This window comes from Streptomyces sp. NPDC033180 (assembly GCF_055577645.1).
Genome location: NZ_JBVIPU010000013.1, coordinates 87,836 through 111,507, shown reverse-complemented (window position 1 = coordinate 111,507; position 23,672 = coordinate 87,836). Strand labels below are relative to the sequence as shown.

The following is a 23,672-nucleotide window of genomic DNA, read 5'->3' as shown; positions in this document are numbered from 1 at the left end:
CTGCCGTCACCCACCGCAGAAGCCCCGCCAGGACGCACCTGGCGGGGCTTCGATTTTGCTACTGCTATCCAACACGTGGATTGCAGGATCGGGCCGTGAGGCTACACCTCACCCTCCAGCCAACGATCGAATGGTGCGGCCTCCGGCAGGTCGAACTTAATTGCCTTCAACCCCCGTGCGAAGTCGTCGGCCAATTGCGAGAGCATCGCGACTAGCTCACTTTGCGCAATGCTCTCGCACTCTGGGTCTGGAACCCAATTGGTCCGCGACTCGCAGTGAATCATCACCAGATCCTCGCTTGGCCGGAAGGTCAAAGTCCTCTCGATGCCCTGCGAGTAGAGATCCACCTCTACTTCGCGACGTTCACGCACACTCGCCATGAGTGACGGGAACTGCTCCATGAAGGCAGACAAGTCATACCCGACATCGAGCGGCCACTCATCGTTCCCGAAACCGCCAATGTGGAATCTGCTGCCTCCCGCATCGGAGAGGGCGCTACACGCCTCCATGACGAGGGTTTCGTAATCGTCACCCGGCTCCAGACTCGCTAGAGCAGGAGCCGCAGCACCAGACTGCACTGCCGGATTGAACGACACAGAGAAGCTCATCTCTCCAGCCTCCTAGTTCGGGCCAATAATCGGGAACCCCGTCTTATACAGTCCATTTGGACTCGGGACGATGGTAGCTGCCCGCGCTTGGGCGATACTCCCATCCGGCATGATCACCTGCCCCAACCCATCCGGAATGCGCACCGACCTGGGACCGGCCCCTTCGACGTGGAGTCCCTTCAAGAACTCTGCAGCGCCGTCATTATCCAGCCATTGACCCTGCTGATTCCCGGTACTACGAGCGCGATCGGTCAGAGCCTTCGTGTTCTTCGCTCCGGCACCATGAGTCTTGAATGTGTGCCCCCACGTCTTCACGCTATTGGCGGCCCAATTCGGGCAGTTGCTGTTGTGAACGAGTACCGGAGTCTCGCCCGCCAGCACATAGTACGTGTGGACGCCTTCGATGGTGAGGTTATAGGTGCGCTGACGGTCCTTGTACTCGCGAGTGGCGCTCACGGTGACGGTGCGGCCGTCGTCCGTGCGCAGGGTCATGCCCGGCTTGAGGTCTCCAGCCTCGACCCAGTCCTTCTGGTCGACTGACCAGAAGGGGTGCTCGTGAGTGGCGGTCAGCTTCTCGGTGCCGTTGGGTGTGGCGATGGTGAGTTCGGTGAACTGCTTGTCGTCTTCGGTGACGATAGTCGCCGTGACTTCGCGTTCGCTTGTTTCCCCGGTTTTCGGGTCCGTGGCCAGGACTTTGTCGCCGAGTTCGACGTCCTCGATGTTCTTGTTAGCACCGTCGGCCATGAGGACGTCGGTGCCGGCGAGGAAGCACTTACAACCGGAGGAGGCGGCACCCTTCTTGGTCTTGCCTGCTGCCTCCGCGCCTTCGTCTGCCTTCTTCAGACCCTTGATGGCAGCCTTGAACGGCTTGAGGAACTTTCCCCACGGTGTATCCATGCCGACGCTGGCACAATCCAGGGTGACGCCGGGGTGCTGTCCGCAGGCTTTCCAGGAGTTGACGTCGGGAAGGACTATCTCCTTCACCGCTTTGTATGCGCCGCCGCCGGAGAGGTACTTTCGCGTGTTGGGGAATATTCCCCTGTCCAGAAAGCCGAACGGATTGGGCATTCCGACCTGAGTCGCTCGGTTGCTTCTGCCGCCGGTGTACACGGCGTTGCTTACGTGTCCGCCACCCCCACTTCCGGCGTAACCGCCGCCACCGCCGCCACCGATGATCCTGCCGAGGGTCTTCGTCACACTCTTCTTGATTGACTTCCAGAGGTCGGAAGCCCATGACAACCCGGTCGGGTCGGAATACACCAGGGGGCTGTTGTTCCCATAGATGTAGCCATGCATCTGCTGCGGGTCGGTCAGATCCATGATCGGGTCGACGGAGATGAACCGTCCGGTGGTGGGGTCGTATTCACGAGCGCCGAGGTGCGTCAGCCCGGTGGACTTGCTGTCGTCGGTGCCGCCGACGAAGCCCTTGGAGCCCGGCCAGGACTGCGGCGCCTCGCCGCGAAGGCCGCCAAAGGGCAGGGTGCGACGCTGGGTGAGGGCCAAGTCGGATGCGGCGACGGAGAGTTGTCCGGTGCCCTGGTGGTCGGCGGTGGTGAAGGTGACGGTGCCGTTGTCTTCCTTGACGGCCTGGTGACCACCACCGAGGGGCGTGTAGCGGGTGGCCTTGGCCTTGCCCGCTCCCTTGGGCAGGGTGACTTCGCTGTGCCCGAGGTAGAGGGTGGTCTCGGTCGGGGTACGTGCGATCAGGCGGTTGCCCTCCGTGTCGTAGACGTACTCCGTGACCTTGTCCTTCTCGCCCTCCACGGGTTCGGTGACCTTGGCGAGGTGGCCTTCGGCGTCCCAGGCCAGCGTCTGGGTGTCGCCACGCAGGGTGCGGGTGGTGGTGTTGCCGGTCTCGTCGTAGCCGTAGGAGTCCTTGGTGGCGGTTTTGCCGGGCAGTTGCGAGGTGACCGAGGTCAGGGTGTGCGGCTGCCGGTCACCAGGCTTGGGGTAGTCGTAGGTGCGCTGGGTGTTCTCGGCACTGTCGCCGCCGGTGTCGTGGAGGGTTTCGGTAAGGCGGTTGCCGGCCTTGTCGTAGGTGTAGGAGTGCCAGTAGGGGGCCGGGCCGCCAGTCTTGTCGGCGGCCGGAGCTGTGGCGCAGGTCTTGTCGCCCTGTGTCCACGCCTCGGTCATGCGCCGCAGGTAGTCGTAGGTGAAGCATTGCGTGTCGGTGCCGGTGCGGGAGACGTCCGAGACGGACAGGATGTTGCCGGCCTGGTCGTACCGGTAGGTGTCGAGCTGGTCGACGCCGGGCTGGTCCTGGCGGTCGATGCGGGAGGTGGCCAGGCGCTGGGTGCCCCACTCGTAGGTGTTGGTGGCCCAGGTCTTCTTGCCTCCCCCGGTGCTGCCCAGTGCGTACTGGAGCGGCTTTCCGGTCAGCGAGTAGCTGGTGTCAGCCTGGAAGCCGTCCCCCAGAACGGAGATGGGCCGCAGGGTCTCCTTCTCGTAGGTGGTGGAGTAGCCGCCGCCGGGCAGCGAGCCCGCTGCGGAGTAGCTGATTCCTCCCACCAGCCCGGAGGGCAGGTAGTTGGTGCCGCTCTGGTAGGTACCGGCCAGGGCGCCTTCCTTGTCGGGGATCACCAAGGCGGTCTTCATGGGCCGATAGAGGCGGTCGTAACTGGTGACCTTGGACGTGTAGGCGGCGCCGTCCACGTAGCGGGTGGATTCGGCGAGCTGGCCCTTGGCACCGGTGATGGTGTCGTAGACCCACTTCGCGCGCAGCTCGCCGGTGGCGCTGTCCTTGTGCAGTTCGGTCTTGCGGCCCAGGTTGTCGTAGACACTGGCCAGCGTCGTGCCGCGGGCATCGGTGGTGGTGGTGAGCTGGCCCCGGTCGTCGTACTTGCTCTCCGTTGTGCCCTTGTCCGGGTCGGTAGTCTCGGTCTGACGCCCCAACTGGTCGTAGGCGTAGGTCCAGTTGTTGCCCGCCGGGTCAGTGACCTTCGCCAGCTCCCCGCGCGGGGTGAAGCCGTACGAGGTGGTGTCGAAGGCCGCACTCTGGCTGCGGGTGTGGTGCTGACGCAGCTCGGTTGTCTTGCCGCGGGCGTCGGTGAGGGTAGTGGCTGCCGTGGCGCCCTCGGGCGGGATCACCGTGGTGCGGTCGCCACCGTAGATGGTCTTGGTGATGCCCAGTACGGTGCCGCCGTCGCCGTTTCCGGCGATCTGCCGCTCCTCGACGGCGCGGCCCAGACCGTCGAAGGCGGTGCGGGTCTGCGTCTCCACGCTCAGTGCGTCGGCGGGCTTGAACAGGGACCGGTTGGGTGCACCTGGGGTGTAGTAGGGGGCGAACGTCTTGGTCGTGAGGCCGCGTTCGTCGTAGAAGATGTCGCTGAGGACGCGTCCGGCATCGGGGCCGGGGGCCTGCGTCTGTCGTTCGCGCAGGAATCCGTCGTAGAGCGTGTAGGAGGCGACCTGGCCGCCCTCGTTGTTCACGGTCTGGGTGCGGACGGTGACCGGCTGCCCCTCGTCCACGAAGTAGGTGAACTGATAGCTGGGTGTCTGGCTGGTCTTGCGGTCGGGCAGCCACACCTTCGCCGAGCGGCCCAACGCGTCGTACGTCATCTCGGTACGCTTGGCGTTGGTGTCCACCGTGGCTTTCGGCTGGCCGCGCAGCGGCTCCAGCTCGGTGATCGTGGTCAGTGCGGAGGTCGCGTCGGCCGCCTTGACGGGAGGACTGGTCTCGGTGATCTTGGTGGCGAAGCCGGTCGTCGGGCCGTAGGCGGTAGTCGTCTTGCGGCCGTCCGAGCGGACCGTCCGCACCGGGGCGCCGGCGCCTGTCGCGGTGACGTCGGCGGTCAGGTCGGTGGCGGTCAGCGGGCGGCCGTAGCCGTCGAACGTCGCGCCGGATTCCAGGTAGGTGGCCTTGGTGCCGTCGTGCTTCTTCAGCGTGGCGGTCGCGGTGGCGTCGCCCTTGGTGGGCGCAGCCCCATAGGCCCCGCCGTCGTAGGCCGTGCGGACATCGGAGATGACCTGCTTGGCGCGGTCGGGGGTGTCGGCGCACTTGACGGCGACGGTCTCCACCCGGGAAGGCAGCGTAAGGATGTTCTCCGCGGTGTTGGTGGCGTAGGTGGTGCGGGTGCACTGGTTGTCGGCCGCGGTCGTGTTGTCGCCGAGGTCGTCGACCTGGGTGGCGCGGCCGGCGACGGTGTCGAAGTCGGTCGAGGTCGAGGTGATCCGCCAGTCGGCGCCCGCACCCTCATCCAGCGACGTCCAGGTCTTGGAGTGGGCGGCGCCGGTGAAGTTCGCGGTCACCGTGCCCCAGTCGCGAACCTTCTTCGCGGTCTCGTGGTGCCAGGGCCGGTTCACCGTCTTGTCCAGGACCTTGCCGCCCGGCCCGGAGTATGTGGCGGTTTTGTAGGCGAATCCGGCTGCCGATTCGTGGTCGGTGATCGGGTCGCCCTCGCCCTCGCCGAGCGAGACGCTGACAGCCTTGGTGCCGCCCGAGGTGTCCTTGCGATCCCCGTCCATACCGCGCAGGAAGTAGGAGTCCTCCTGTGATTTGAGTGCGTCGCCGCCGCCCTGGCCGCCGGTCTTGACCCGGACATGGCCGTAGCCGCGCCACTGGGACCACGTCTTGAACTTCTTCTTGGTCAGACCGTCGTCATCGTCGTAGTGCCAGGCCGCATCGCCCAGGTACTCGTACGCGGTCACCGCGTCGGGGGCGCCACCAGTGCGGTCGGTGGTAGTCGTGGAAGTGACGACGTACTTGTTGAACCACTGGCGCTCCGCGTCGTCCGTGCTGGAGCCGCCGATGTACTGCGGGAAGCAGCGGGTGGTGTTGGACTGCGGGGTGGGCAGGGCGTTCCAGTCGCATGTCGGGGCCGAGTAGTTGACGTCGACCTGGCCGCCGGAATCGTCGGCGACCGTGGACAGGCGGGCCTTGATGAACGGCGCGTATCCGTCGCCCGTCTTGTCCAGGCGGTTGGCGAGCTGGGTGTAGGCGAAGCTGGTCTTCGGCAGCGTCACCGCGGGCTCCGCGGTGTGGCCGGTGCGCTGGACCGAGTCGAGCAGCAGTTGGTAGTCGACGTCCGCCATGCCCCACCGGTGGCCCAGCTTCCAGGAGTCGACCTTGCTGTAGGTGTCGCCGTTGAGAACCTGGGTGGTGACGCCGGTCAGCCGCTTGCGGGTGAAGAACGTCGGGGACAGGCGTCCCTCGTCGCAGTCCTCCGCCTCGGTGCAGTTCATGTCCCAGGGCGTGTCGTACCAGTAGAAGGCGTCCTTGCCGATGTCCGAGCAGTCCGTCTTGCTGTCGGGCAGGCAGCGTTCGGAGGTGGCGAAGTCGACCTTGGCCAGCGGCTTGGAGCCGTACATGGCCGAGGACTTCAGGCCGTAGTCGATGCGGCTGAGTGAACCGCCCCGGGTGTAGCGGGTGTTGTCCTTGGCCTTGAGGTTGCGGCCGTAGGAGTTCTTCTCCTGGTCGTAGTAGTAGGCGATCGCGTTGCCGCGAGGGTCGACGACGTAGTCGAGGTTCCAGCGCCAGGCCTGCTGGCACCAGGAGTCGGCGAAGGATGCCTTGTGGCAGGGCTCGTCGGCGTTGTTGCCGAAGACCGGCGACGTCCAGGTCGATTCCGTGGCGGCCTTGCCGTCCGCCCAGCCGGGCAGCCGGTTGTACCCGAAGTAGTAGCGCACGCCATCGGGGTCGGTCAGACGCCAGTACTCGCCGTCGTTGTCACCGTTGCCGCGGTCGGTGGACGACAGCTTCTTGATGCGGCTGCCGTCATCCTGCTTGAACTTGAACTCACCGTCCCCGGCCGGGACGAGCTCGCCGCCCTTGCCGTTGAAGGTGATGAACGCGTTGTCGTAGTCCCAGCACTGGTCGCCGGGCTTGTTGCCGTCCGCGTTCTCGACCCCGTCGTCGGCGCAGGGCTTGTAGCGGCGTTCGATGTAGCCGGGCCACAGGTCGAAGCCGTCGCCGGCCCAGGAGGACTGGTTGTTGGTCGCCCCGGACCGTCCGTCGATGGACCCGGAGGAGTAGGACAGGCCGACCTCCGGCTTCAGGTCGCCCGGCACCTCGGGTACCGGCATGTCGTACGACCAGGAGAAGTCACCGGTGTTCAGGTCCGTGTTCCAGGTCGCGGACGGGGACAGCGAGGTTGCCTTGTAGTCGCTGTTCGCGCTCTTCTCCGCCGCGACCGCTGCCAGCACCGTCGCCCCCGACGAGCGCAGAGCCACCGCGTCGGCGGTCAGGGTCTGCTTCTCCGTGTCGTTGACGGTCCGGACCGGCTCGGCGGTACGGCACTGCTGCTTCGCCGGGGTGTCCAGCGCGCAGGCAGGCAGCTGCACCAGCGTGAGGCGGGACGCGTAGCCGCCGCCGAAAGCCTCGGCGAAGCCGGAGTAGTCAAGTGCCGTCCGGACCTTTCCGGGCTTGTCGCTCGCGTCGTCCCCCGAGCCGAGAGTGAACAGGACACCGTTCACCCCGGCACGCTCGGCCGCCTTGCGGCTCAGCACGCGGGCCTCCACACCGCCGGCCGCAGGCGTGGCCGGCGCCTTGGCACTGCGGCCCGCGCGCTTGGAGTCGGTCGCTTTCGACGCCCCGACGGCCAGCGGCAGCCCCTTCGCCCTGACAGGCTTCTCTGCCTCCTTGACCGATGGCTGCGGGATCTCCACCACGGCGGACCCGGCCTTCGGCCAGGCCGCCTTCGGTGCCCTCTTCGGAGTCTTTGGTCCCTTGGTCACCTTGCGCGGCTCGACCTTGATGCCGTCCCGGCCCTTGATCGGTTTCTCCGCCGAGGGGAGGCCCGGTCTGCCGGTGCCTTCCGCCGTCGCCACCGGTGCGCTCACCACCTGCAGCAGAGTGCCCATCATCACGACGGACACCGCCAGGGCTGCCCTTCGCCGCAGTGCGCCGAACCGGCGCGGTCTTGTTATGCCGTTCATTTTCAGAGATCAGTCCTTCACACGACAACACCAGCCCACGCAGCTGCGCAGCACGGCGTCGAAAGATCAGTAAGGAAGTACGTCAGGTGGGAGGTGTGCCGGGAGGGATGGCCGCTCCCGGCACACCCGGGCTCAGCTTTCGCCCGGTACGTCGGTGGGGATGTCGAAGAACGAGCCGGCCAGCTTCTCGATCTGCGCGTCGTTCAGGGCGCCCTGGAAGGTCCACACGTCGTCGACGGAACCGGCGAAGTACGAACCGGCGCTGTCGCCCCTTGCCTTGCCTACCTGCAGGGTCTTGAGGGCCCTGAAGGTCAGGACGTTGTCAGCCCAGGCGATCAGGTCCTGGCAGGCGGTGTCGTCAGCATCCCCGTTACCGTCCGCATCCCCGCAGGCGACTTCCTGCAGGACACCGTTGACGTAGAGGCGGGCTTCCTTGGCGAAGCCGTCGTAGACCACTGCCAGGTGATTCCACTCAGTGACATCGAAGAACTCGGTGTTACTCACCTGTGTGACTGCGGCATCCGTGGCGTCCTTGCTCGGGAGCGTCAGCTCCCAACGGCCCAGCCCCTCAGGATCCTTGGCATCCGGCTGGAAGCGGACTTCGAAGGCGCTGCGGTTTGTGCCATCGCCACTGACCAACGCCATACCGTGATCCGGGCTCGCGGCGGCACTGGCCCATGCTGTGACAGTGAAGCTGCCGCTCGTGTCGACCGGCATCTGGGCGGTGGCCGCATAGGCGTCGGTGCCATTCAGCTGCAGCCCACTCTTGTCGATCATTCCGGAGCCGAGCTGCGCGCCACCGTGGAGGTTCATCGGACGCTTCTGTGCGGAGGAGTCCGGTGTGGTGAGTGGGCTGCTGGTGCTTGTCTCCTCGAAGTTCCAGCGACCCTTGACCAGCGGGCGCTGCTTGAACATCTGCTGGACTTCCTCGGCCGAGACCGGCCGGTCCAGCAGGCGCACATCATCGATGCTGCCCGGGAAGTGGTTCTTGACCTGGCCGCTGTAGCTGCCCGCGCCCAGGTACATCGACTGGTCGGCGTAGAAGGCTCCGGCCAGCGGAACCGACCCGGCCTTGGCGCCGTTGACGTACAGCGTCAGGGTGTTCGCGACGGTGTCGTGCACGCCCACCAACTGTGCCCACTCCCCCACTGAGGCGCTGGCACCCTCGGGCTGCATGGCGCGGATCGGGGTCGCATCCGCCGCGTCGGCGGAGTACTGGTTGACCGCCCACCGGTTGTAGGTGGAGGAGTAGTAGAGCTCGAAGCCCGGGCGTTCCCTGCCTGCCTGCGCGGCGATGACCGCCGCACCCGAGGGCTTCTTGTCGAGCTTGGCCCAGGCGGACACGGTGAAGCTGCGCGAGGTGTTCAGATGCGGTCCGTTGGTCTGGCCGATCTTCGCGTAGCCGTCGGTTCCGTTGAACGCGGCGGCCTTGCCCGCTATACCGGGAGCACCAGCAGTGACGCCGCCGTTGTACTTGGCGGGCAGCACGCCGCCGTGTCCGGCTATCTCCGTCGCGTCCGCTGCTTCGTCCAGGTCGAAGACAGCCAGCGCGGGGCGGCCCGGGTCGCCGACCGTCTGCTGGGCGTGCAGCTTGTCGATCTCGTCCTGCGCCAGCGGCTTGTCGAACAACTGCACATCGTCGACCGCGCCGGGGAAGAAGGCCGAGGGCGCACCGTTGTAGGAAGCAGCTCCCAGCTGCAGGCCGCGGCGGGCCTCCCACGGGCTGTCGTAGGCAGTCTTGCCGACCAGCTTGCCGTCGACGAACAGTTCCAGCACATCGCGCACCGAGTCGTAAGACCCTGCCAGGTGCGTCCACTTGTCCGGAGTCGCGCCGCCGGGCTGGTCTGCCATCGCCCGGGCAATGCCCGCGTCCGCGGTGTCGGACTTGTACTGGTTGAACGCCCAACGGTCGTATGTCTTGGAGTAGTAGAGCTCGAAGCCCGGCGAGTGGTTGCCCGGCTGGGTGGCGATGACCGCCGCGCCCTCGGGCATCTTCGACAGCTTCACCCATGCCGAGACCGCGAACCCTCCACTGGTGTTGACCACCGGGATGTCCGTGGAGGCGTACCCGTCAGTGCCGTTGAAGGACAGTGCTGTGCCCTGCATACCGGCCGCACCCGGGGTCGCCCCTCCGTGCAGCTGCGCGGTGCGCGGCGGCGTCGAGCCCTTGGCCTCACCGGCGCTCTCGGCCTCGTCCAGCTGCCAGGTCGCCCGGTCCGGCTGTCCGGCCTTGACTCGGTACTGGTAGGTGCGGATCTCGCTTCCGTTGCCTGCGGTGTCGAAGGCCTGGGCCGTGATGAAGTTCAGCCCCGGCTTGGCGGGCAGGACCTTGGTGCTCTTCGCTGCGCCACCGGATGTGGTGATCTTGTTCTTGGAGCTGGGGTCGCTGTTGACCCCGTACCGGTAGGACGTCACATCACCTTCGGCGGCCTTCAGCTCGAACGTGCCGTACTTCCCCACCCCGTCGTACCAAGGATCGTTGGGATCCTCCGAGTCGGAGGCCGGGTACTCGCCCGAGGACACCGTCGGCGCCTTGGGGACCTTGGTGTCATACACGAAGTAGCAGGCGGTCGGGTCGCCTGCGTATGACCAGGGTGAGTACTGCGCCCCGTCATAGACGCGTGCGTACCAGTTGACCTGCTTGTTGGCCGGGATCTTCGATGACGGCAGGCTGATCGTGAAGTTCGAGCCGGACTTCTTCGACGATGTCCGCGCCGGGCTCCAGCTGCCGCCGTCCCACTTGGCCTGGAACTGCACCGAGACGCTGTCGCGGTCCGGGTCCCTCACCTCGTTGGCGTGGATCTTCCCCAGGGTGCGTACGCGTGCAGCGTCGCTGGACCTCTTGCAGGTACCGCCGTACTCCATCGTCAGCTGCGACATCCTCAGCTGCGAGGGCGCTCGGTTGTACTTCACCCGCAGGAACGCCTTGTCCGAGAACCGCTTCCAGCCGTAGGCGTCCGACTCGCTGTCCGCGCGCAGACCGAACGTCATCGTCGAATCCCGGCCGTTTGCCGCATCCTGCACAGCCGACTTCACCGAGAACTCGGCATCCTTCGCCGCACAGCCGGAGTAGCCATAGGCGAACGACTTCGACGACAACTTCTTGTCCCAGAACCCGGAGGCGTTCTGCGAGTTCCACGTCGTGGACGAGGAGATGCCCTTGGTCTGCCACAGCTCCACGTTGCGATCGGAACACGAGGCGGACCAGGTGTTACGCACCACGAACTCGGCCGACAAGATCGACTTGCCCGCGAACTTCGAGACCGGGATGCGGTAGAAGAGCCGCTTGGTGTCATTGGGCTGGCAGTAGTACCAGTTGCAGTAGCCCATACCCGCGTCGTGATCGCCATTGAACTTCCACTGCGGCGATGAGTCCCAGTACTTCGACGCCATCGTCCACGCCGATGCACGCGGCGAATACCACTGCGGATCGATGAACACCGGGTAGGTGGTGTCCTTGCCCTTCAGCACTTCCGCATCCGGCGTCAGCACCAGCTCCTTGCCACCGGCGGGGAGATCCACCCCGACCGGCGCGAGCTTGCCGGACTCACCCGCCGAAGGCTCCTCCGCTGCCTGCGATACAGCCCCTGCGTCCTTGGCTGCGCCGAGCCCGGACGGCGCGTTCTTCGCCGTCGGCGTGCTGTCGACGCCGGGACTGGAGTCCCACATCATCGGCTTCGGCGCTTCGAACACCGCGCCTTTGGCGCCCTTGTCGACGGCTTGGAGCTCGCCCTGGGCCGTCTCCTTCACATCCATGCCATCCGCGGCCAGTTTCAACCGCAGCTCCGCCAGATCAGAACTCTCCGCAGCCTTTGCCGACTTCACCACCAGCAGCTGCGTGAACCCGTCCTCCTGCGCCCCCATCCGCAGGTCCACATCCGGCAGCACATCGGCATACGTTGCCGTGGCGCCGTCAAGCTCCGGAGCAGGTAGCTTGCCGGGCCAGGACAGTGCCAGCTCACGGCCGGACTTCGTCATCCGCACCAGTGGCGCATCCCCACCGCCGGAGAACTTCAGCCCCACCGTGGCCACTTTCGGCGCGACTCCGCCATCAGCGGACTTCGCCAGATCGGTGTCGACCGGCTTCCACTGGTCCCCCACCCGGGCACGGACCGGGCGCAGGTACTCCCGCGCCTCGAGGTTTCCGTCGGCGGTCGCGTACACATCACTGCTCGCACTGCGCAGAGACGTCACCTCAACCGGCTTGCCCGTGCGCTTGGCCTCCACCAACGCCGCCTCGGTGCTTGCTTCTTCAGTAGCTGCACCCTCATCTGCGGCCTTCGCCGCCGCGGGCATGGTCGGCCCGGCCCCTGCCGCGGTCGCCGCTGGGGCCGAGCCGGCCACGATCGCCACGCTGACCAGACCTGCCAGTACCCCGGCCCCACCGCGTGAACGCACGCGCCTCCACATATTCCACCCCGGCCCGTCATAAACATGAAGATTGCCTAAACAGAGCAACCGAATGTGGACTGTATGTAGTCATCAAGTAAAGATCCAGAAGGATCACTTGGGGCACATCCGGCAAAGAGGCCGCGGTGACTGTGGCGTTACCCACGGTTGTGCTGGGTGTGGGAGCAATTCGATAAAACTCACGCCGACAGGAATCTCACAACCAGGCGTTGACACAAGGCCGGGAGTCCGCAGTCGGCGTGAACGTGACTGCTCCGTCCAGTCCCGACTGCGGGCGTAGCCGGCGGATCAGTCGGTGGCCCCCCGCTGCCGTACGACCGGTCCCGCGCGCCCCTTCTCGATCTCCAACTGCGCGTGAACCCGTCGTCGCAGGTCAGCGACGTGGCTCACGATGCCGACGCTGCGGTCCCGTTCGCGAAGCGAGTCCAGGACGTCGAGCACCTCGTCCAGGGTCTGGTCGTCGAGGCTTCCGAAGCCCTCGTCGATGAAGAGCGTGTCGCAGATTCCTGTGCCGTGATAGGCCTGCTCTGACCTGGGAAAACATCGTATGAAGAGCCCCCGGAGTGATCTCCGAGGGGCAATTTTCATGAGCGGGGGACGAGCGGGGGACAACGCGGTCAAGCGGCGTCGGATGACTCATATCGAGGGGCTGCGCGCACCACGCGCAGATGTCGGTCCTCTGTTGTCTCTGCTGCGGCAGCGGGGGGTGCGTCTTGCTGCGCCTCTTCGTCCTCATGGGCTGAGGCAGGAGGGCTCGTGAAGTGCGGCTCGGCTGCTGGGGGGGGGCAGGGCGGCGATGACATCCCCAAGAGCGCCAGCCTGGTAGTCGCCCCAGCTGCGTTCGACGAAGACCTGCGCCTGATCCAGCTGAGGCAACTGCCGCTCCGCCGTACGACCGAACAGCAGCTTGGAGAGACGCCGGGGGCTCATCAGGGCGTCGCGGACGGCCGGCACGTCGTCCATGTGCTTCTCCCCGTCCTCCATCAGGACGGGCTGACCCATCAAGTCGCCGAGCGGGATGCGCAGTACACGAGCGAGCTCGGCGAGCTTGTCGATCCTTGGCGCCTTCCGCACACCTCGCTCGATCTTCGACAGCCAGTCGGTGCTGTGCCCGACGAGCCCGGCGAGCACCGGCTGCGTATAGCCCCGTCGCTCTCGGTAGAACGCGATTCGTTCTCCGACGCTGAGGTGATCCCCAAGACCACGCATGCGCGCTGCCTCCCCGACGGTTGGTCCGTCATCCACGTTAGCGGCCGCGCTGGCCCCTCGAGATCAGGTAGCGATTCGGCCTGCCGTGCCGTGTTCAACATCCGCTATCGGGCCTAGGACGGGCCGGACACTCTGTCCGGCTGCACCAACGAGTCCGCGAGGAGCCAGGACGTTGTACGTCCGCCATCAGGGCAAACGTTCGATGCCCTGGGGAACTAGTAGTGCTTTGTGAGCTCTGTTCGTTGGTGCTGATCAGGAGCATGTTGGGTGTGTGGATGCCTATGAAGTGGACCGTCTGCGGGCGGCGTTGGCATTGTTCGTGGCTGATGTGTTCGCCTCGGTGCCGCGTAGGGATCAGAGGGCCAAGGGCGAGTGCTATCTGCGGGGGCTGATGCTGGATGGTCGGCGCAAGCCGATCCAGCCGATGGCCGCCCGTCTGCCGGACGGTGACATGCAGACCCTGCAGCAGTTCGTCAGCCAGTCGCCGTGGGACTGGACACCAGTGCGCCAGCGGATCGCCCAGCGGCTGTGCCAGGTGATCCGGCCGCAGGTGTGGGTGGTCGATGATGTGTCGTATCCCAAGGGCGGGCGGGCCTCGGTGGGGGTGGCCCGGCAGTACTGCGGAGCGTTGGGCAAGCGGGCGAACTGCCAGATCGCCGTCAGCGTGCACGCGGCCACCGACACCGTCTCCTGCCCGCTGGAGTGGGACCTGTTCCTTCCCCCGGGATGGGCCGACGATGACCAGCGGCGCCGGCGGGCCGGGGTGCCCGAGGAGGTGGGGTCTGCCTCCAAGGCCTCTCTGGCTCTGGGGCTGCTGGACCGTCTGGCCGGGCAGGGGCTGCCAGTGCTGGTGGCCGATGCCGGCTACGGCCGCAGTGTCTCCATCCGCCTCGCACTTCAAGAACGCGGCTGGTCCTATGCTCATGGCGGTCGATCCCAAGGAGATCGCCCGTCCGGCCACAGCCGAGCCCTTCCAGCCCGCATACAGCGGTCTGGGGCCACCCACCCTGCCCCGCTATCGCCAGAGGCCACGGCCCTTGCCGACATGCATCAAATCCGCCACACCCTTTGAACAAGTCACCTGGCGCCAGGGCAGCAAAGGCACGATGACCTCGCGCTTCGCCGTGCTGCAGGTGCGACCCTCAGGCAAGGAGGCCTGTCGCACCGCCCAGGAACGGGCCGGCGGACGCAGCCGATGGGACGGCGTCCTGCCGCTGGAGACGCTGCTGGTCGAGCGGCCCGAAGACCCTGGGCACAGCGTCTGCTCACAGCCAGTGACTACCGTACCGAACTGGCCGAATGATTCCGCGCGCCTGGAAGACCGTCACCGGGACGTCCGTGCACGCCTGAACGCAGTACCCCTCGCGGCACCTGCGCGCCATCAGCATGCGTCAACGCGCCTATCCCACACGCAAGTTGACGGAGTCCTTCCGTCGGGTAGCGGTGGCTCGGGTGCGACGGGCGGCATCGCTGTCCATGAAGAAGATCGTGTCACGGTGCCCGGCCGACATGACGGTCCCGATGCAAGATCTCGCTGCGCGTTCGTGGTGAGCGGTCGTACGTTCCGTCGTCGGACCGTACGGCTGCTGGGCCGGCTCGTGTTCAACTGCCGCCCGCACACCAAGGTCCGCCCGCTTCCGCTCAGGGCGGCGGCCCTGTTCCACTTGCCCATGACACGTGGCTGCGAGCGGCCGAGCCCTGGCGGCGCACCGTCTGAGTGCTGCGGCTTGCGGGTCCGGTCACTGATGGCGACGCTCGTCTGCCGCATGGCCGAAACCTGCGTCTGAGCAACCTGACAATCTTGGGATTCTCTGGTCATGCGCCTCTCCAGGCACTTAAGTACCTGTTGGGCACTCGCTTACCGGCCAAGAGCGAAAGCCAGCGGCCGGGTTGGCCAGCGGCCGTCTCCGCCCTGCACGTCGGCCCACACCGCTCTCCTTTGCACGACCGTGCCGTCCGTCCCAACTGCCCCGAGGGTCCTTCTGCCTATGGCCGCCAGTGCACACCGTTCGGTGTCGTGCTCACACCACCCGGCGAGCCGTGACGCTCACACCAGCGGGCGGCGGGCGGCCCGCCGCAGAGCACGCCCTGCGCAGCCGGGCCGCGCGCTGCGCCACCGGGTCGGGTCCGAGGGCACCGACGACCTGCTGCCTGTGGGGTGCCACCAGGTCTCGGCAGCGCCGTCCGAACCGGCCCGTCGCCGCGTGAAGGCTCCCGGACTGCCAAGACGCCGTGCGCAGGAGTGCCGGCCCAAGGTGCACGGCGTGACACCGCAGGCACAGGTGAAGTCCAAGAGATCACCCTCAGGCGCGAAGCCCGGCCTCCCCATGGCCTCAGCGGCTCCAGCTGACGGCCCCCTGCGGCCCGCCCTGTGTCCGGCCGGCCGAGGTGGGCGTTGATGGAGAGTTCGAACCCGGCCGGCCGAGACACAGACCTCTATGCGGCAGTGCAGGACATTCAGGCGGGTTACTGGATGCAGATGCGGCAGGTGCTGGCCTGCACGGGCAACTGGCCGCAGTGGACATCCCGCACTCAGGTACTGGGGGTTGTCGCAGCTCAGGCCAATGTTGTGGAGTTGTGGCTGAAAGAGGAACCGGAGAGCCTCGCTGCCCGGGTGATGTACGCCAGAGTTGCCACCGAACGGGTACTGCAGGCCCACCGACGGAACTGGGGGCGCGACTACCGGCGGGCAGGGGACCTGGAGAAACTGGTGGCCAGGGCCCGGGAGGCGTGCCACATGGCGGGCACGGGGAATCCCGACGACTCGGTGCCCTGGATCTGCCGCCTGGCCCTGGCTGAAACGGACACGACAGGACGCTACCCGGAGCATCACGTGGCCCCGCCACCCCATGAGTATCTGCTGCCTGGTGGGCCATGGGGCCTGCTGGGGGACGTGCACCGACGAGATCCGTTCAACCGCGAGGCATGGCACCGCATGTCCCAGGCGCTCCAGGCCCGCCCGGGTCCAGCGGGCCGCCAGGCGGTCGCGACGGATTTCGCCCGCTGGACGGTCTCCTTCGCGCCGCCCGACTCGCCCCTGCTTCTGCTGCCCCTCTACGCCCGTGTTCAGGAGCACCGGGAGCGACGGGACAGAGGCGCCGAGGTCATGCAGAACCTCCTGTGGACCAGGGAGGACACCACCCGGGCCATCACGCAGGCATTCGAGGGCTGGTTCCACAAGTGCGATCCGGCCACCAGTTCTCAGCTGGATCTGAACTACCTCGCATACGCCTTGGCGAGGGGCGGCTTCGCTCAGTGGGCCACCGAAGTGTTCGACGCCATCGGCGACTTCGCCACGCCCGCCCCGTGGCAGTACGACGCCCGGCACCCCGAGGACCAGTGGCGGAAGGCATTCGAGGAGGACCGTGACGCCTGCCTGAGATCCCACCCGCGGCGTACGGGAGAACACCCATGACCGCCGACCTGACCCCACGGGCGGGCGCCGCCACGCCCCGCTAGCGGCCCGGCAGCCACCCCGCCTGCACCCCCTTGTCTCAGCTTTCCTGTGCGGAGAACCAATGACTTCAACAAGAGCACCGCGCCAGCAGCCGAACCCGGTCGACGACGACGGGGAGGACGCACGCATCCTCCAGTCGCTGGGCTACACCCAGCAACTGCACCGCCGGATGGGGGCTTTCGGTAATTTCTCCGCCTCCCTGTCGGTCATATCGATCATGTCGGGGACCTTGCTGCTGTTCGGCTACGGCCTGAACTCGGGAGGCCCCGCGGTGATCATGTGGGGATGGCTCGCTGTCGGGCCGCTGGTGCTGTGCCTGGCCGCCGCCCTGGCGGAGATCACCTCCCGCTACCCCACCAGCGGCGGCCTGTACTACATGGCCCGCCAGCTCGGAGGCGAGCGGTGGAGCTGGTACACCGGCTGGCTCAACCTCCTGGGCCTGCTCGGCGGAATCGCCGCCCAGGACTACGGCATCGCGACGTTCACCGCCGCGTGGATGAACCTGCAATACGGTTACACGCCGACCCCGGGCTCCCTGCTGGCCTTGTACGCGGTCATCCTCGCGCTGCACGCGGTCCTGAACCTCTTCGGCACCCGGCTGATGAACATCCTGACGTCCCTGAGCGCGTGGTGGCACCTGGCAGGGGCCGTAGTCATCATCGGCGCCCTGGCGTTCGTACCCTCCGACCACCAGTCGGCCGGCTTCGTCTTCACCGAGTTCACCAACAACACCGGCTGGAGCGCCCCGGTCTACGTGATCCTGCTGGGCATGCTGCTTCCGGTCTTCGCCCTGGCCGGCTACGACACCTCGGCCCACCTGAGTGAGGAGACCAACCATGCCTCCGTCGCCGCGGCTCGCGGGGTCTTCCGCTCGGTGGCGGTGTCCTGGATCGCCGGCGGCATCCTGCTGACCACGCTGCTGTTCGCCATCCAGGACTACACCGCTACCCTGTCCGGCCCGACCGGTGTACCAGTGGCACAGATCCTTCTGGACGCACTGGGCATGGCGGCGGCCAAGGCCCTGCTGTTGGTCATCATCGTGGCCCAGTTCCTGTGCGGCTACACCGTGACCGCCAGCGCCAGCCGGATGATCTACGCCTTTGCCCGGGACGGCGCCCTGCCCGGATCGGCGCGCTGGAAGAAGGTCAGCCGCCGCACCGCCATCCCCGCCAACGCGGTCTGGCTCGCGGTCACCGTGGCTTTCGTGCTCGCGCTGCCGTCCTTGTATTCCACAACGGCGTTCTCGGCGGTGACCGCCATCTCGGTCGTGGGATTCACCTCGGCCTACGCCATCCCGGTGCTGCTGCGACTGGTCCACCGTGACCGATTCACCCCAGGGCCCTGGCACCTGGGCCGTTGGAGCCGGCCGATCGGCTGGGTGGCGGTGGTGTGGGCGGCTGCGGTCACAGTGCTGTTCCTGCTGCCGCAGAGCAGCCCGATCACCACCACCACCTTCAACTACACCCCCGTCGCCGTAGTGGTGGCCTTCCTCATAGCCGGCCTGTGGCGGCGCTTCGGACGCGACTCCTACCACGTGCCCCGCTCCAGTTCCCCCACCGAGGACAAACAGTTCGAAGGCATCATCTGATGGCAGCGACACCGCGTGCCGCACGTACAGTTCCCACCGGCCCGGAGGCGCCAGAGCCCTCCGCTCCCAGCTCCGGTTCCTCAACGACCTCAATGACCTCAACGACCCGTGGGAGTACGGTGACTGGCCTCACTGAGTCCATCGAATCGGCACAGCAGCTCACCGTGGCGTGGCGGGCCATGGTGCTCGACCGCGATGCGGAAGCGGATGTGCGGGACCTCCCCGGCATCGCCGTCCGCTGGGCCGACTGCCGATTTTCGTTCTACAACTGCATCACTCTGACCGACCGGGGAGCAGGAGCCGATCGCGTCGCGCAACGCCTGAGCCAGGCGGCGGACATCATGCGCGCGAAGAAGAACCCGGGCTTCCTGTGGCTCTTCGAGGACCTCCTCGACGACGAGGGGCGCACCGCGCTGTCCGCGGCGGCCGAGCAGGCCGGCCTGCAGTACGCCTTCCCGGGCAGGGGCATGGCCGGAGACCTGCTGCCCATTCCCGACCCGGTCCACCCCGATCTGACGTTCGTGCGTGTGCGCACCGACGAGCACCTGCGGGCCTATGCGGACCTCCAATCACGCGCCTACGGGTTCCCCTTGGAGGAAGGCCGCGACGGCCTGGTCGGATCCGCGCGCTGGAAGAGTGAGGTCTATGCCTACCTGGGCATGCGAGGCGACGTTCCGGTGGCGTGCGCCGCGACGGTCGAAGCGCAAGGCCGCCTCTTCGTCGCCTTCGTCGCCACCGACCCGCAGTGGCAGCGCAGGGGCTATGGCGAGGCTGTCACGCGCAAGGCGCTGCACGAGGGCGCCCGAGCCACCGGGCTGACCCGCGCCACCTTGCACGCGACCGTCGCAGGGGCCCCTGTATACCCGCGTATCGGTTTCACGCCGAACTCACCCATCCACTTCTACACCTTGAAGGAGTGAGCCGACGAGGTCCGGCCCCCACGTTTACGGCTAGCCGCGCTGAAGGCTGTTGCGGCCTTGGAGCGGTAGTCACTCAAACCAACCGGAGCCCGCTACCTGCAAGGACGGACGGGCCATTGAATTCGACCGCGACGGCAGGTAGGCCCTGAGGGCGGTCCGGGGGACGGCCGGGGGACATAAGGACGAAGACGATCCGGGCAAGCGAGGGTAAAACAGGGAAAGAATCCATCCTGATAGGTGCCTCTAACCGGCGGATCAGTCGGTGGCCCCCCTCTGCCGTACGACGGATCCGGCCCGCCCCTTCACCACTTCCAGTTGGGCGTGCACGCGTCGTCGCAGGTCAGCCACATGCGAGACGATGCCGACGCTGCGGTCCCGCTCGCGCAGCGAGTCCAGGACGTCCAGGACCTCGTCGAGGGTCTGGTCGTCGAGGCTGCCGAAGCCCTCGTCGATGAAGAGCGTGTCAAGCCGTACGCCGCCTGCCTCGTCGGTGACGACATCGGCGAGGCCGAGCGCCAGGGCGAGGGAGGCGAAGAAGGTCTCGCCGCCCGAGAGGGTGGACGTGTCGCGCTCGCGGCCCGTCCACGCGTCGACCACGTGCAGGCCGAGGCCCGAACGGCCGCGCCCCGTACGGTCGTCGGAGTGGACGAGGGTGTAGCGGCCCGACGACATGCGCCGCAGCCGTGCGGTCGCCGCGGCCGCGACCTGTTCGAGCCGGGCCGCCAGGACATAGGACTCCAGGCGCATCCTGCGTTCGTTGTCCGCCGACGTGCCCGCGGCGAGGCCCGCCAGGCGTGCCACGCGGTCGTACTCGGCGCGCAGCGGCGCGAGGCGCCGGGCTCCGGCGTCCGACCGGCCGGAGAGCCGGTCGAGTTCGGCGCAGCGCCGCGTGGCCGCGTCGAGTGCGGAGGCGCTCGTGCGGGCCAGCCGGTCGGCGTGCTCGGCGGCTTCCTGGGCGGCCCGGAGGCCGGCGGGCGGCCGCTGAGCCGCGGCGGCCGCGTCGGGCTCGGCGAGGAGGGAACGCACCGCCGCCTCTTCGTTCTGCCAGTCGTCGATACGGTGCTGGAGCTCGCGGTGGCTCGCGTCGTCGAGCAGGGCTTCGGCGGCGTCACTCGGCGTGTCGAACCCGGCTCGGAAAGCGGCGTCGGCGAGTCGCGCGTCGGCGTCCTTGAGCCGCTGGGCGGTGTCGTCGGCGACGCGTGCGGCTTCCGCGGCCTCGCTCAGGAGCGCGGCCTGCCGTTCCAGCTGGGCCGCTCGGGCGGCGACGCTGTCGCTGGCTCCCCGCGCACGGCTCAAGTCGACCTCCAGAACGGCGCGTTCGCGTTCGAGGCTGTCCCGCAGAGTGGCACGGGACGCTGCCCGCACGGCCGCCTCCTGCTGCACGGCGACCCTGCGGTGGTGCTCGCGCTCGGCCTGAGCGAGGGCTTCCCGGGCAGCGTGCAGACCGGAGGCGCGACTGCGCGCCTCGGCGTGTTCGCCTCGCAACTCCTCGACCAGCGCGGCGAGTTGCTCGACCGATGGCCCCTGCGGGCCGGTCGCCGCCTCTTCGGCCTCCGAGTCCCCGGCGGACGACCCCAGCGCCGCCGCCCCGGCCGCCGCCAACGACTCGCGCACCTCGCCGAGGTGCCGCTCCTCCCTTGTGCGCAGCTCCTCCGCCCGTCGGTGGACGGTGAGTGCGGACTCCTCCGCGGCGCGGTCGACGTGGCCGGCCGACTTCGGTGCGGGCGCGGGGTGTTCGGTGGCGCCGCAGACCGCGCAGGGGGCCCCGTCGGTCAGGCCCGCGGCCAGTTCCGCCGCGATGCCGGTGAGGCGCTGTTCCTTCAGGGTGAGCCAGTGTTCGTGGGCCCCGGTGGCACGCTCGCGGGCCGCGAGGGCGCGTTCGTACGCGGCGGCGGCTTCCTGGGTGAGGCGGTCGCGACGGCGGGCGGCGTCCAACCTGCCCTGTGTGGGCTCCAGTTGGCCCGCCAGTTGCTCCGCCCGGGTCGCCGCGTCCTGGGCGGACTCGATGCGCTCGTGGAGCGCGCTTCGGGCCGCGTCCCAGCCGTCGAGCCAGTCCGCCGCCTCGCGCAGCAACTCGTCGTCGGCCCGTTCCTCGCGCTCCACGGAGGCGCGCTCCGTGCCGAGCTCGGCCAGGCGCCGCTCGGCACGCCGGGCGGATTCGAGACCGCCGAGTTCTTCGGCCGCCTTGCGCGCGGCCGCGGCGAGTCCCGACGCGCCGGAGTCCGCGAACGCGGCGGGCAGCTGCCCGCGCGCGCGTGTCTCGTCGGCGGCCGCGCGGCGGTGCTCCTCCTCGGTGGCCCGGCGCAGACCGAGCGCGGGGGCGACCCTCTCGGCCTTGCGGGCGCGGTCCATCCGAACCTGCAGCCGCCGGTGTTCCCCGGCGCGCTCCTGAAGCCGCCCGGCCCGCTCCCGCGCCTGGGAGAACCGCGCCTGCAGCCGGTCGAGTTCGCGTACGTCGTCCAGTCGGCGCCCGGCGGCGGCCTGCGCGGACTCGGCGGCCGTGAGAGCGCACCCGGCGATCGTGCGCCGTTCGCGGGCGCTGGTGCGGGCGACGGCGGCCCAGGCCAGGACGGACTCCGCGAGCCCCGGGTCGCCTGGGGAAAGGTCGGGCAGCGGCGACTCCGCGTTCTCCAGGGCATCGAGGGTGCCCCCGGCGGCCTGCTGCATCCGGTGCGCGTCGGCGAGGAGCTCCCCGTCCCCCTCCCGCACCGCGCCCTCGGCGTCGCGCCGCTGCTCGGCGAGTCGCTGCTCGACGGCGGCGAACCTGCGCGTGTCGAAGAGCCGCCCGAGCAGTTTGCCGCGGGCCTCGGCGTCGGCCCGCAGGAAGCGCGCGAAGTCGCCCTGGGGCAACAGCACCACCTGGCAGAACTGCTCCTTGCTCATACCGAGCAGCTGCGTGATCTCCTCGCCGATCTCCTGGTGGGAGCGGCTGAGGTCCCTCCACTCGGCGCCACCCTCGGCGCCGGTCTCGTACTCCCGGAGCCAGCTCTGCGCCTTCTCCGTGGTCGTGCCGGTGCCGCGCTTCTTCGGGCGCTCCCACGGCGGCTGCCGGGTGACCTCCAACCGGCGTCCGGCGACGGTGAGTTCGAGGCACACCTGCGTCCGCACGCCGGGCTGCGCGTGGTCGCTGCGCAGCGTCACCCCCTGGCCGCTGCCCTGCCGGGGTCCCGGCACCGAGCCGTACAGGCCGTAGCAGACGGCGTCCAGGACGGACGTCTTGCCCGCGCCGGTCGGTCCGTGCAGCAGGAAGAGCCCGGCGGCGGAGAGGTCGTCGAAGTCGATGTCCTGGGTGGTGCCGAAGGGGCCGAACGCGGTGATCCGGAGCCGGTGCAGCCTCATCGGGCCACCTCGTGCAGCGTGTCGTCGGTGCGGACGGTGTCGAACGCGGCCCGCAGCACCGCCTGTTCGCGTATGTCGGGGCCCGCACCCCGCACATGGGTCACGAAGTCCTCCGCGATCTGCTGGTCGCTGCGGCCCTTCAGGCGCTGGGCGTACGAGACGTCCGGGTCCTCGGGGGCGCGCTCCGGGTCGAAGACGAGGCTGAGGGTGTGCGGGAAGCGCCCGCAGAGACGGGCCATGGGGTCGTCGGGGCGCACCGGGTCGGTGAGCGTCGCCTCGACCCAGGCCTCCTCGTGACGGGCGAGCTCCGGGTCGGCGAGCAGCGTCTCGATGTCACCGCGGATGCGGGCGAGGGGCCGCGGCACCGGGCAGTCGATCCGCTCGGCCTCGATCTCCCCCGTGGCTCCGAGGTCGACGAGCCACATGGTCTTGCGGTGCGCGGACTCGGAGAACGAGTACGGCAGCGGGGAGCCCGAGTAGCGCACGCGCTCGCTGATGGCCTGGCTGCCGTGCAGGTGGCCGAGCGCGACATAGTCGACGCCGTCGAAGACCCCCGACGGCACGGCGGCCACCCCGCCGATGGTGATGTCCCGCTCGCTGTCGCTCGCCTCGCCGCCGGTGACGAAGGCGTGGGCGAGGACGACGGAACGGGTGCCCGGCGTCCGGTCGGCCAGATCGGCGCGCACCCGGTCCATGGCGGCGCCGAGCACCGCCTCGTGCCCGGCCCGCTCCACCCCGAATTCACCCTTGACCAGGGCCGGTTCGAGATAGGGCAGGCCGTAGAACGCCACGTCCCCGTGGTCGTCGGCCAGAACCACCGGGTCCGCGCAGGCGGCGGGCGCGGTACGCAGGTGGATGCCCGCGCGGCCGATGAGACCGGCGCCGACACCGAGGCGGCGTGCCGAGTCGTGGTTGCCGGAGATCATCACCGTCGGGACGCCGAGGTCCGCGAGCCGGTGCAGGGCGTCGTCGAACAGCTCGACGGCGGCGAGGGGCGGCACCGCCCTGTCGTACACGTCACCGGACACGACGACGGCGTCCACCTCGCGCTCACGCGCGGTGGCGACCAGGTGGCCGATGAACTCGGCCTGGGCGCCGAGCATGTTCACGCGGTGAAGCGCCCGGCCCAGATGCCAGTCGGACGTGTGCAGAATTCTCAAGACGCCGCTCCGGACCGCATGCTCGTTCACCCCTCCTACGCCCCGGATCAAGGACCGCCCCAGCACGGGCCTCGCCGACAGCACCCACCACGCTAGCGCCTGCCGGCA

General features: G+C 68.2%; 9 protein-coding genes and 2 pseudogenes. 4 read left to right on the top strand and 7 right to left on the bottom strand.

The window, feature by feature from the left end:
* Nucleotides 1-101 precede the first annotated feature (101 nt).
* The 5 genes and pseudogenes from ACZ5WE_RS29210 to ACZ5WE_RS29190 form a co-directional block, all read right to left on the bottom strand.
* Nucleotides 102-608, bottom strand: coding sequence for a hypothetical protein (locus tag ACZ5WE_RS29210; RefSeq protein WP_467693375.1), 507 nt, complete (start codon nt 606-608; stop codon nt 102-104).
* 12 nt (nt 609-620) lie between these two features.
* Nucleotides 621-7,481, bottom strand: a complete 6,861-nt coding sequence (locus tag ACZ5WE_RS29205; protein WP_467693373.1) for a polymorphic toxin-type HINT domain-containing protein — start codon at nt 7,479-7,481, stop codon at nt 621-623.
* A gap of 132 nt (nt 7,482-7,613) precedes the next feature.
* Nucleotides 7,614-11,777 (bottom strand): LamG-like jellyroll fold domain-containing protein, encoded by a 4,164-nt coding sequence (locus ACZ5WE_RS29200; protein ID WP_467693613.1) that lies wholly within the window; start codon nt 11,775-11,777, stop codon nt 7,614-7,616.
* Between the two features lie 402 nt (nt 11,778-12,179).
* Nucleotides 12,180-12,389 (bottom strand): annotated as a pseudogene (locus ACZ5WE_RS29195) (SbcC/MukB-like Walker B domain-containing protein); the annotation flags it as partial.
* A 234-nt stretch (nt 12,390-12,623) separates the two neighbouring features.
* The gene (locus tag ACZ5WE_RS29190; RefSeq protein WP_467693371.1) at nt 12,624-13,100 is read right to left on the bottom strand and encodes a helix-turn-helix domain-containing protein; all 477 of its coding nucleotides are present in this window, start codon (nt 13,098-13,100) and stop codon (nt 12,624-12,626) included.
* A 271-nt stretch (nt 13,101-13,371) separates the two neighbouring features.
* Between ACZ5WE_RS29190 and ACZ5WE_RS29185 the strand changes: the two are divergent.
* The 4 genes and pseudogenes from ACZ5WE_RS29185 to ACZ5WE_RS29170 form a co-directional block, all read left to right on the top strand.
* A pseudogene (locus ACZ5WE_RS29185) lies at nt 13,372-14,341 on the top strand (IS701 family transposase); the annotation flags it as partial.
* A gap of 1,205 nt (nt 14,342-15,546) precedes the next feature.
* Nucleotides 15,547-16,515, top strand: a complete 969-nt coding sequence (locus ACZ5WE_RS29180; protein ID WP_467693369.1) for a hypothetical protein — start codon at nt 15,547-15,549, stop codon at nt 16,513-16,515.
* A 103-nt stretch (nt 16,516-16,618) separates the two neighbouring features.
* Nucleotides 16,619-18,145 carry an amino acid permease gene (locus ACZ5WE_RS29175; protein ID WP_467693367.1) on the top strand — a complete coding sequence of 509 codons (1,527 nt, stop codon included), beginning with the start codon at nt 16,619-16,621 and terminating at the stop codon, nt 18,143-18,145.
* Nucleotides 18,146-18,264: 119 nt separating this feature from the next.
* Entirely contained in the window at nt 18,265-19,065 is an 801-nt protein-coding gene (locus ACZ5WE_RS29170; RefSeq protein ID WP_467693366.1) for a GNAT family N-acetyltransferase, read from the top strand.
* Nucleotides 19,066-19,320: 255 nt separating this feature from the next.
* Here the strand turns inward: ACZ5WE_RS29170 and ACZ5WE_RS29165 are convergent, their stop codons facing one another.
* Both ACZ5WE_RS29165 and ACZ5WE_RS29160 read right to left on the bottom strand, forming a co-directional pair.
* A complete protein-coding gene (locus ACZ5WE_RS29165) occupies nt 19,321-22,404 on the bottom strand; it encodes an AAA family ATPase (RefSeq protein ID WP_467693364.1) in 3,084 nt (1,027 codons plus the stop codon).
* A complete protein-coding gene (locus tag ACZ5WE_RS29160; protein WP_467693362.1) occupies nt 22,401-23,564 on the bottom strand; it encodes an exonuclease SbcCD subunit D in 1,164 nt (387 codons plus the stop codon). The genes ACZ5WE_RS29165 and ACZ5WE_RS29160 overlap by 4 nt, the downstream gene beginning before the upstream one ends.
* Nucleotides 23,565-23,672 lie beyond the last annotated feature (108 nt).

What these genes read in the sequence shown, in the direction of transcription:
- ACZ5WE_RS29210 (WP_467693375.1), bottom strand. Translation starts at nt 608, where the DNA reads ATGAGCTTCTCTGTGTCGTTCAATCCGGCAGTGCAGTCTGGTGCTGCG.
- ACZ5WE_RS29205 (WP_467693373.1), bottom strand. Translation starts at nt 7,481, where the DNA reads ATGAACGGCATAACAAGACCGCGCCGGTTCGGCGCACTGCGGCGAAGG.
- ACZ5WE_RS29200 (WP_467693613.1), bottom strand. Translation starts at nt 11,777, where the DNA reads ATGCCCGCGGCGGCGAAGGCCGCAGATGAGGGTGCAGCTACTGAAGAA.
- ACZ5WE_RS29190 (WP_467693371.1), bottom strand. Translation starts at nt 13,100, where the DNA reads ATGCGTGGTCTTGGGGATCACCTCAGCGTCGGAGAACGAATCGCGTTC.
- ACZ5WE_RS29175 (WP_467693367.1), top strand. Translation starts at nt 16,619, where the DNA reads ATGACTTCAACAAGAGCACCGCGCCAGCAGCCGAACCCGGTCGACGAC.
- ACZ5WE_RS29165 (WP_467693364.1), bottom strand. Translation starts at nt 22,404, where the DNA reads ATGAGGCTGCACCGGCTCCGGATCACCGCGTTCGGCCCCTTCGGCACC.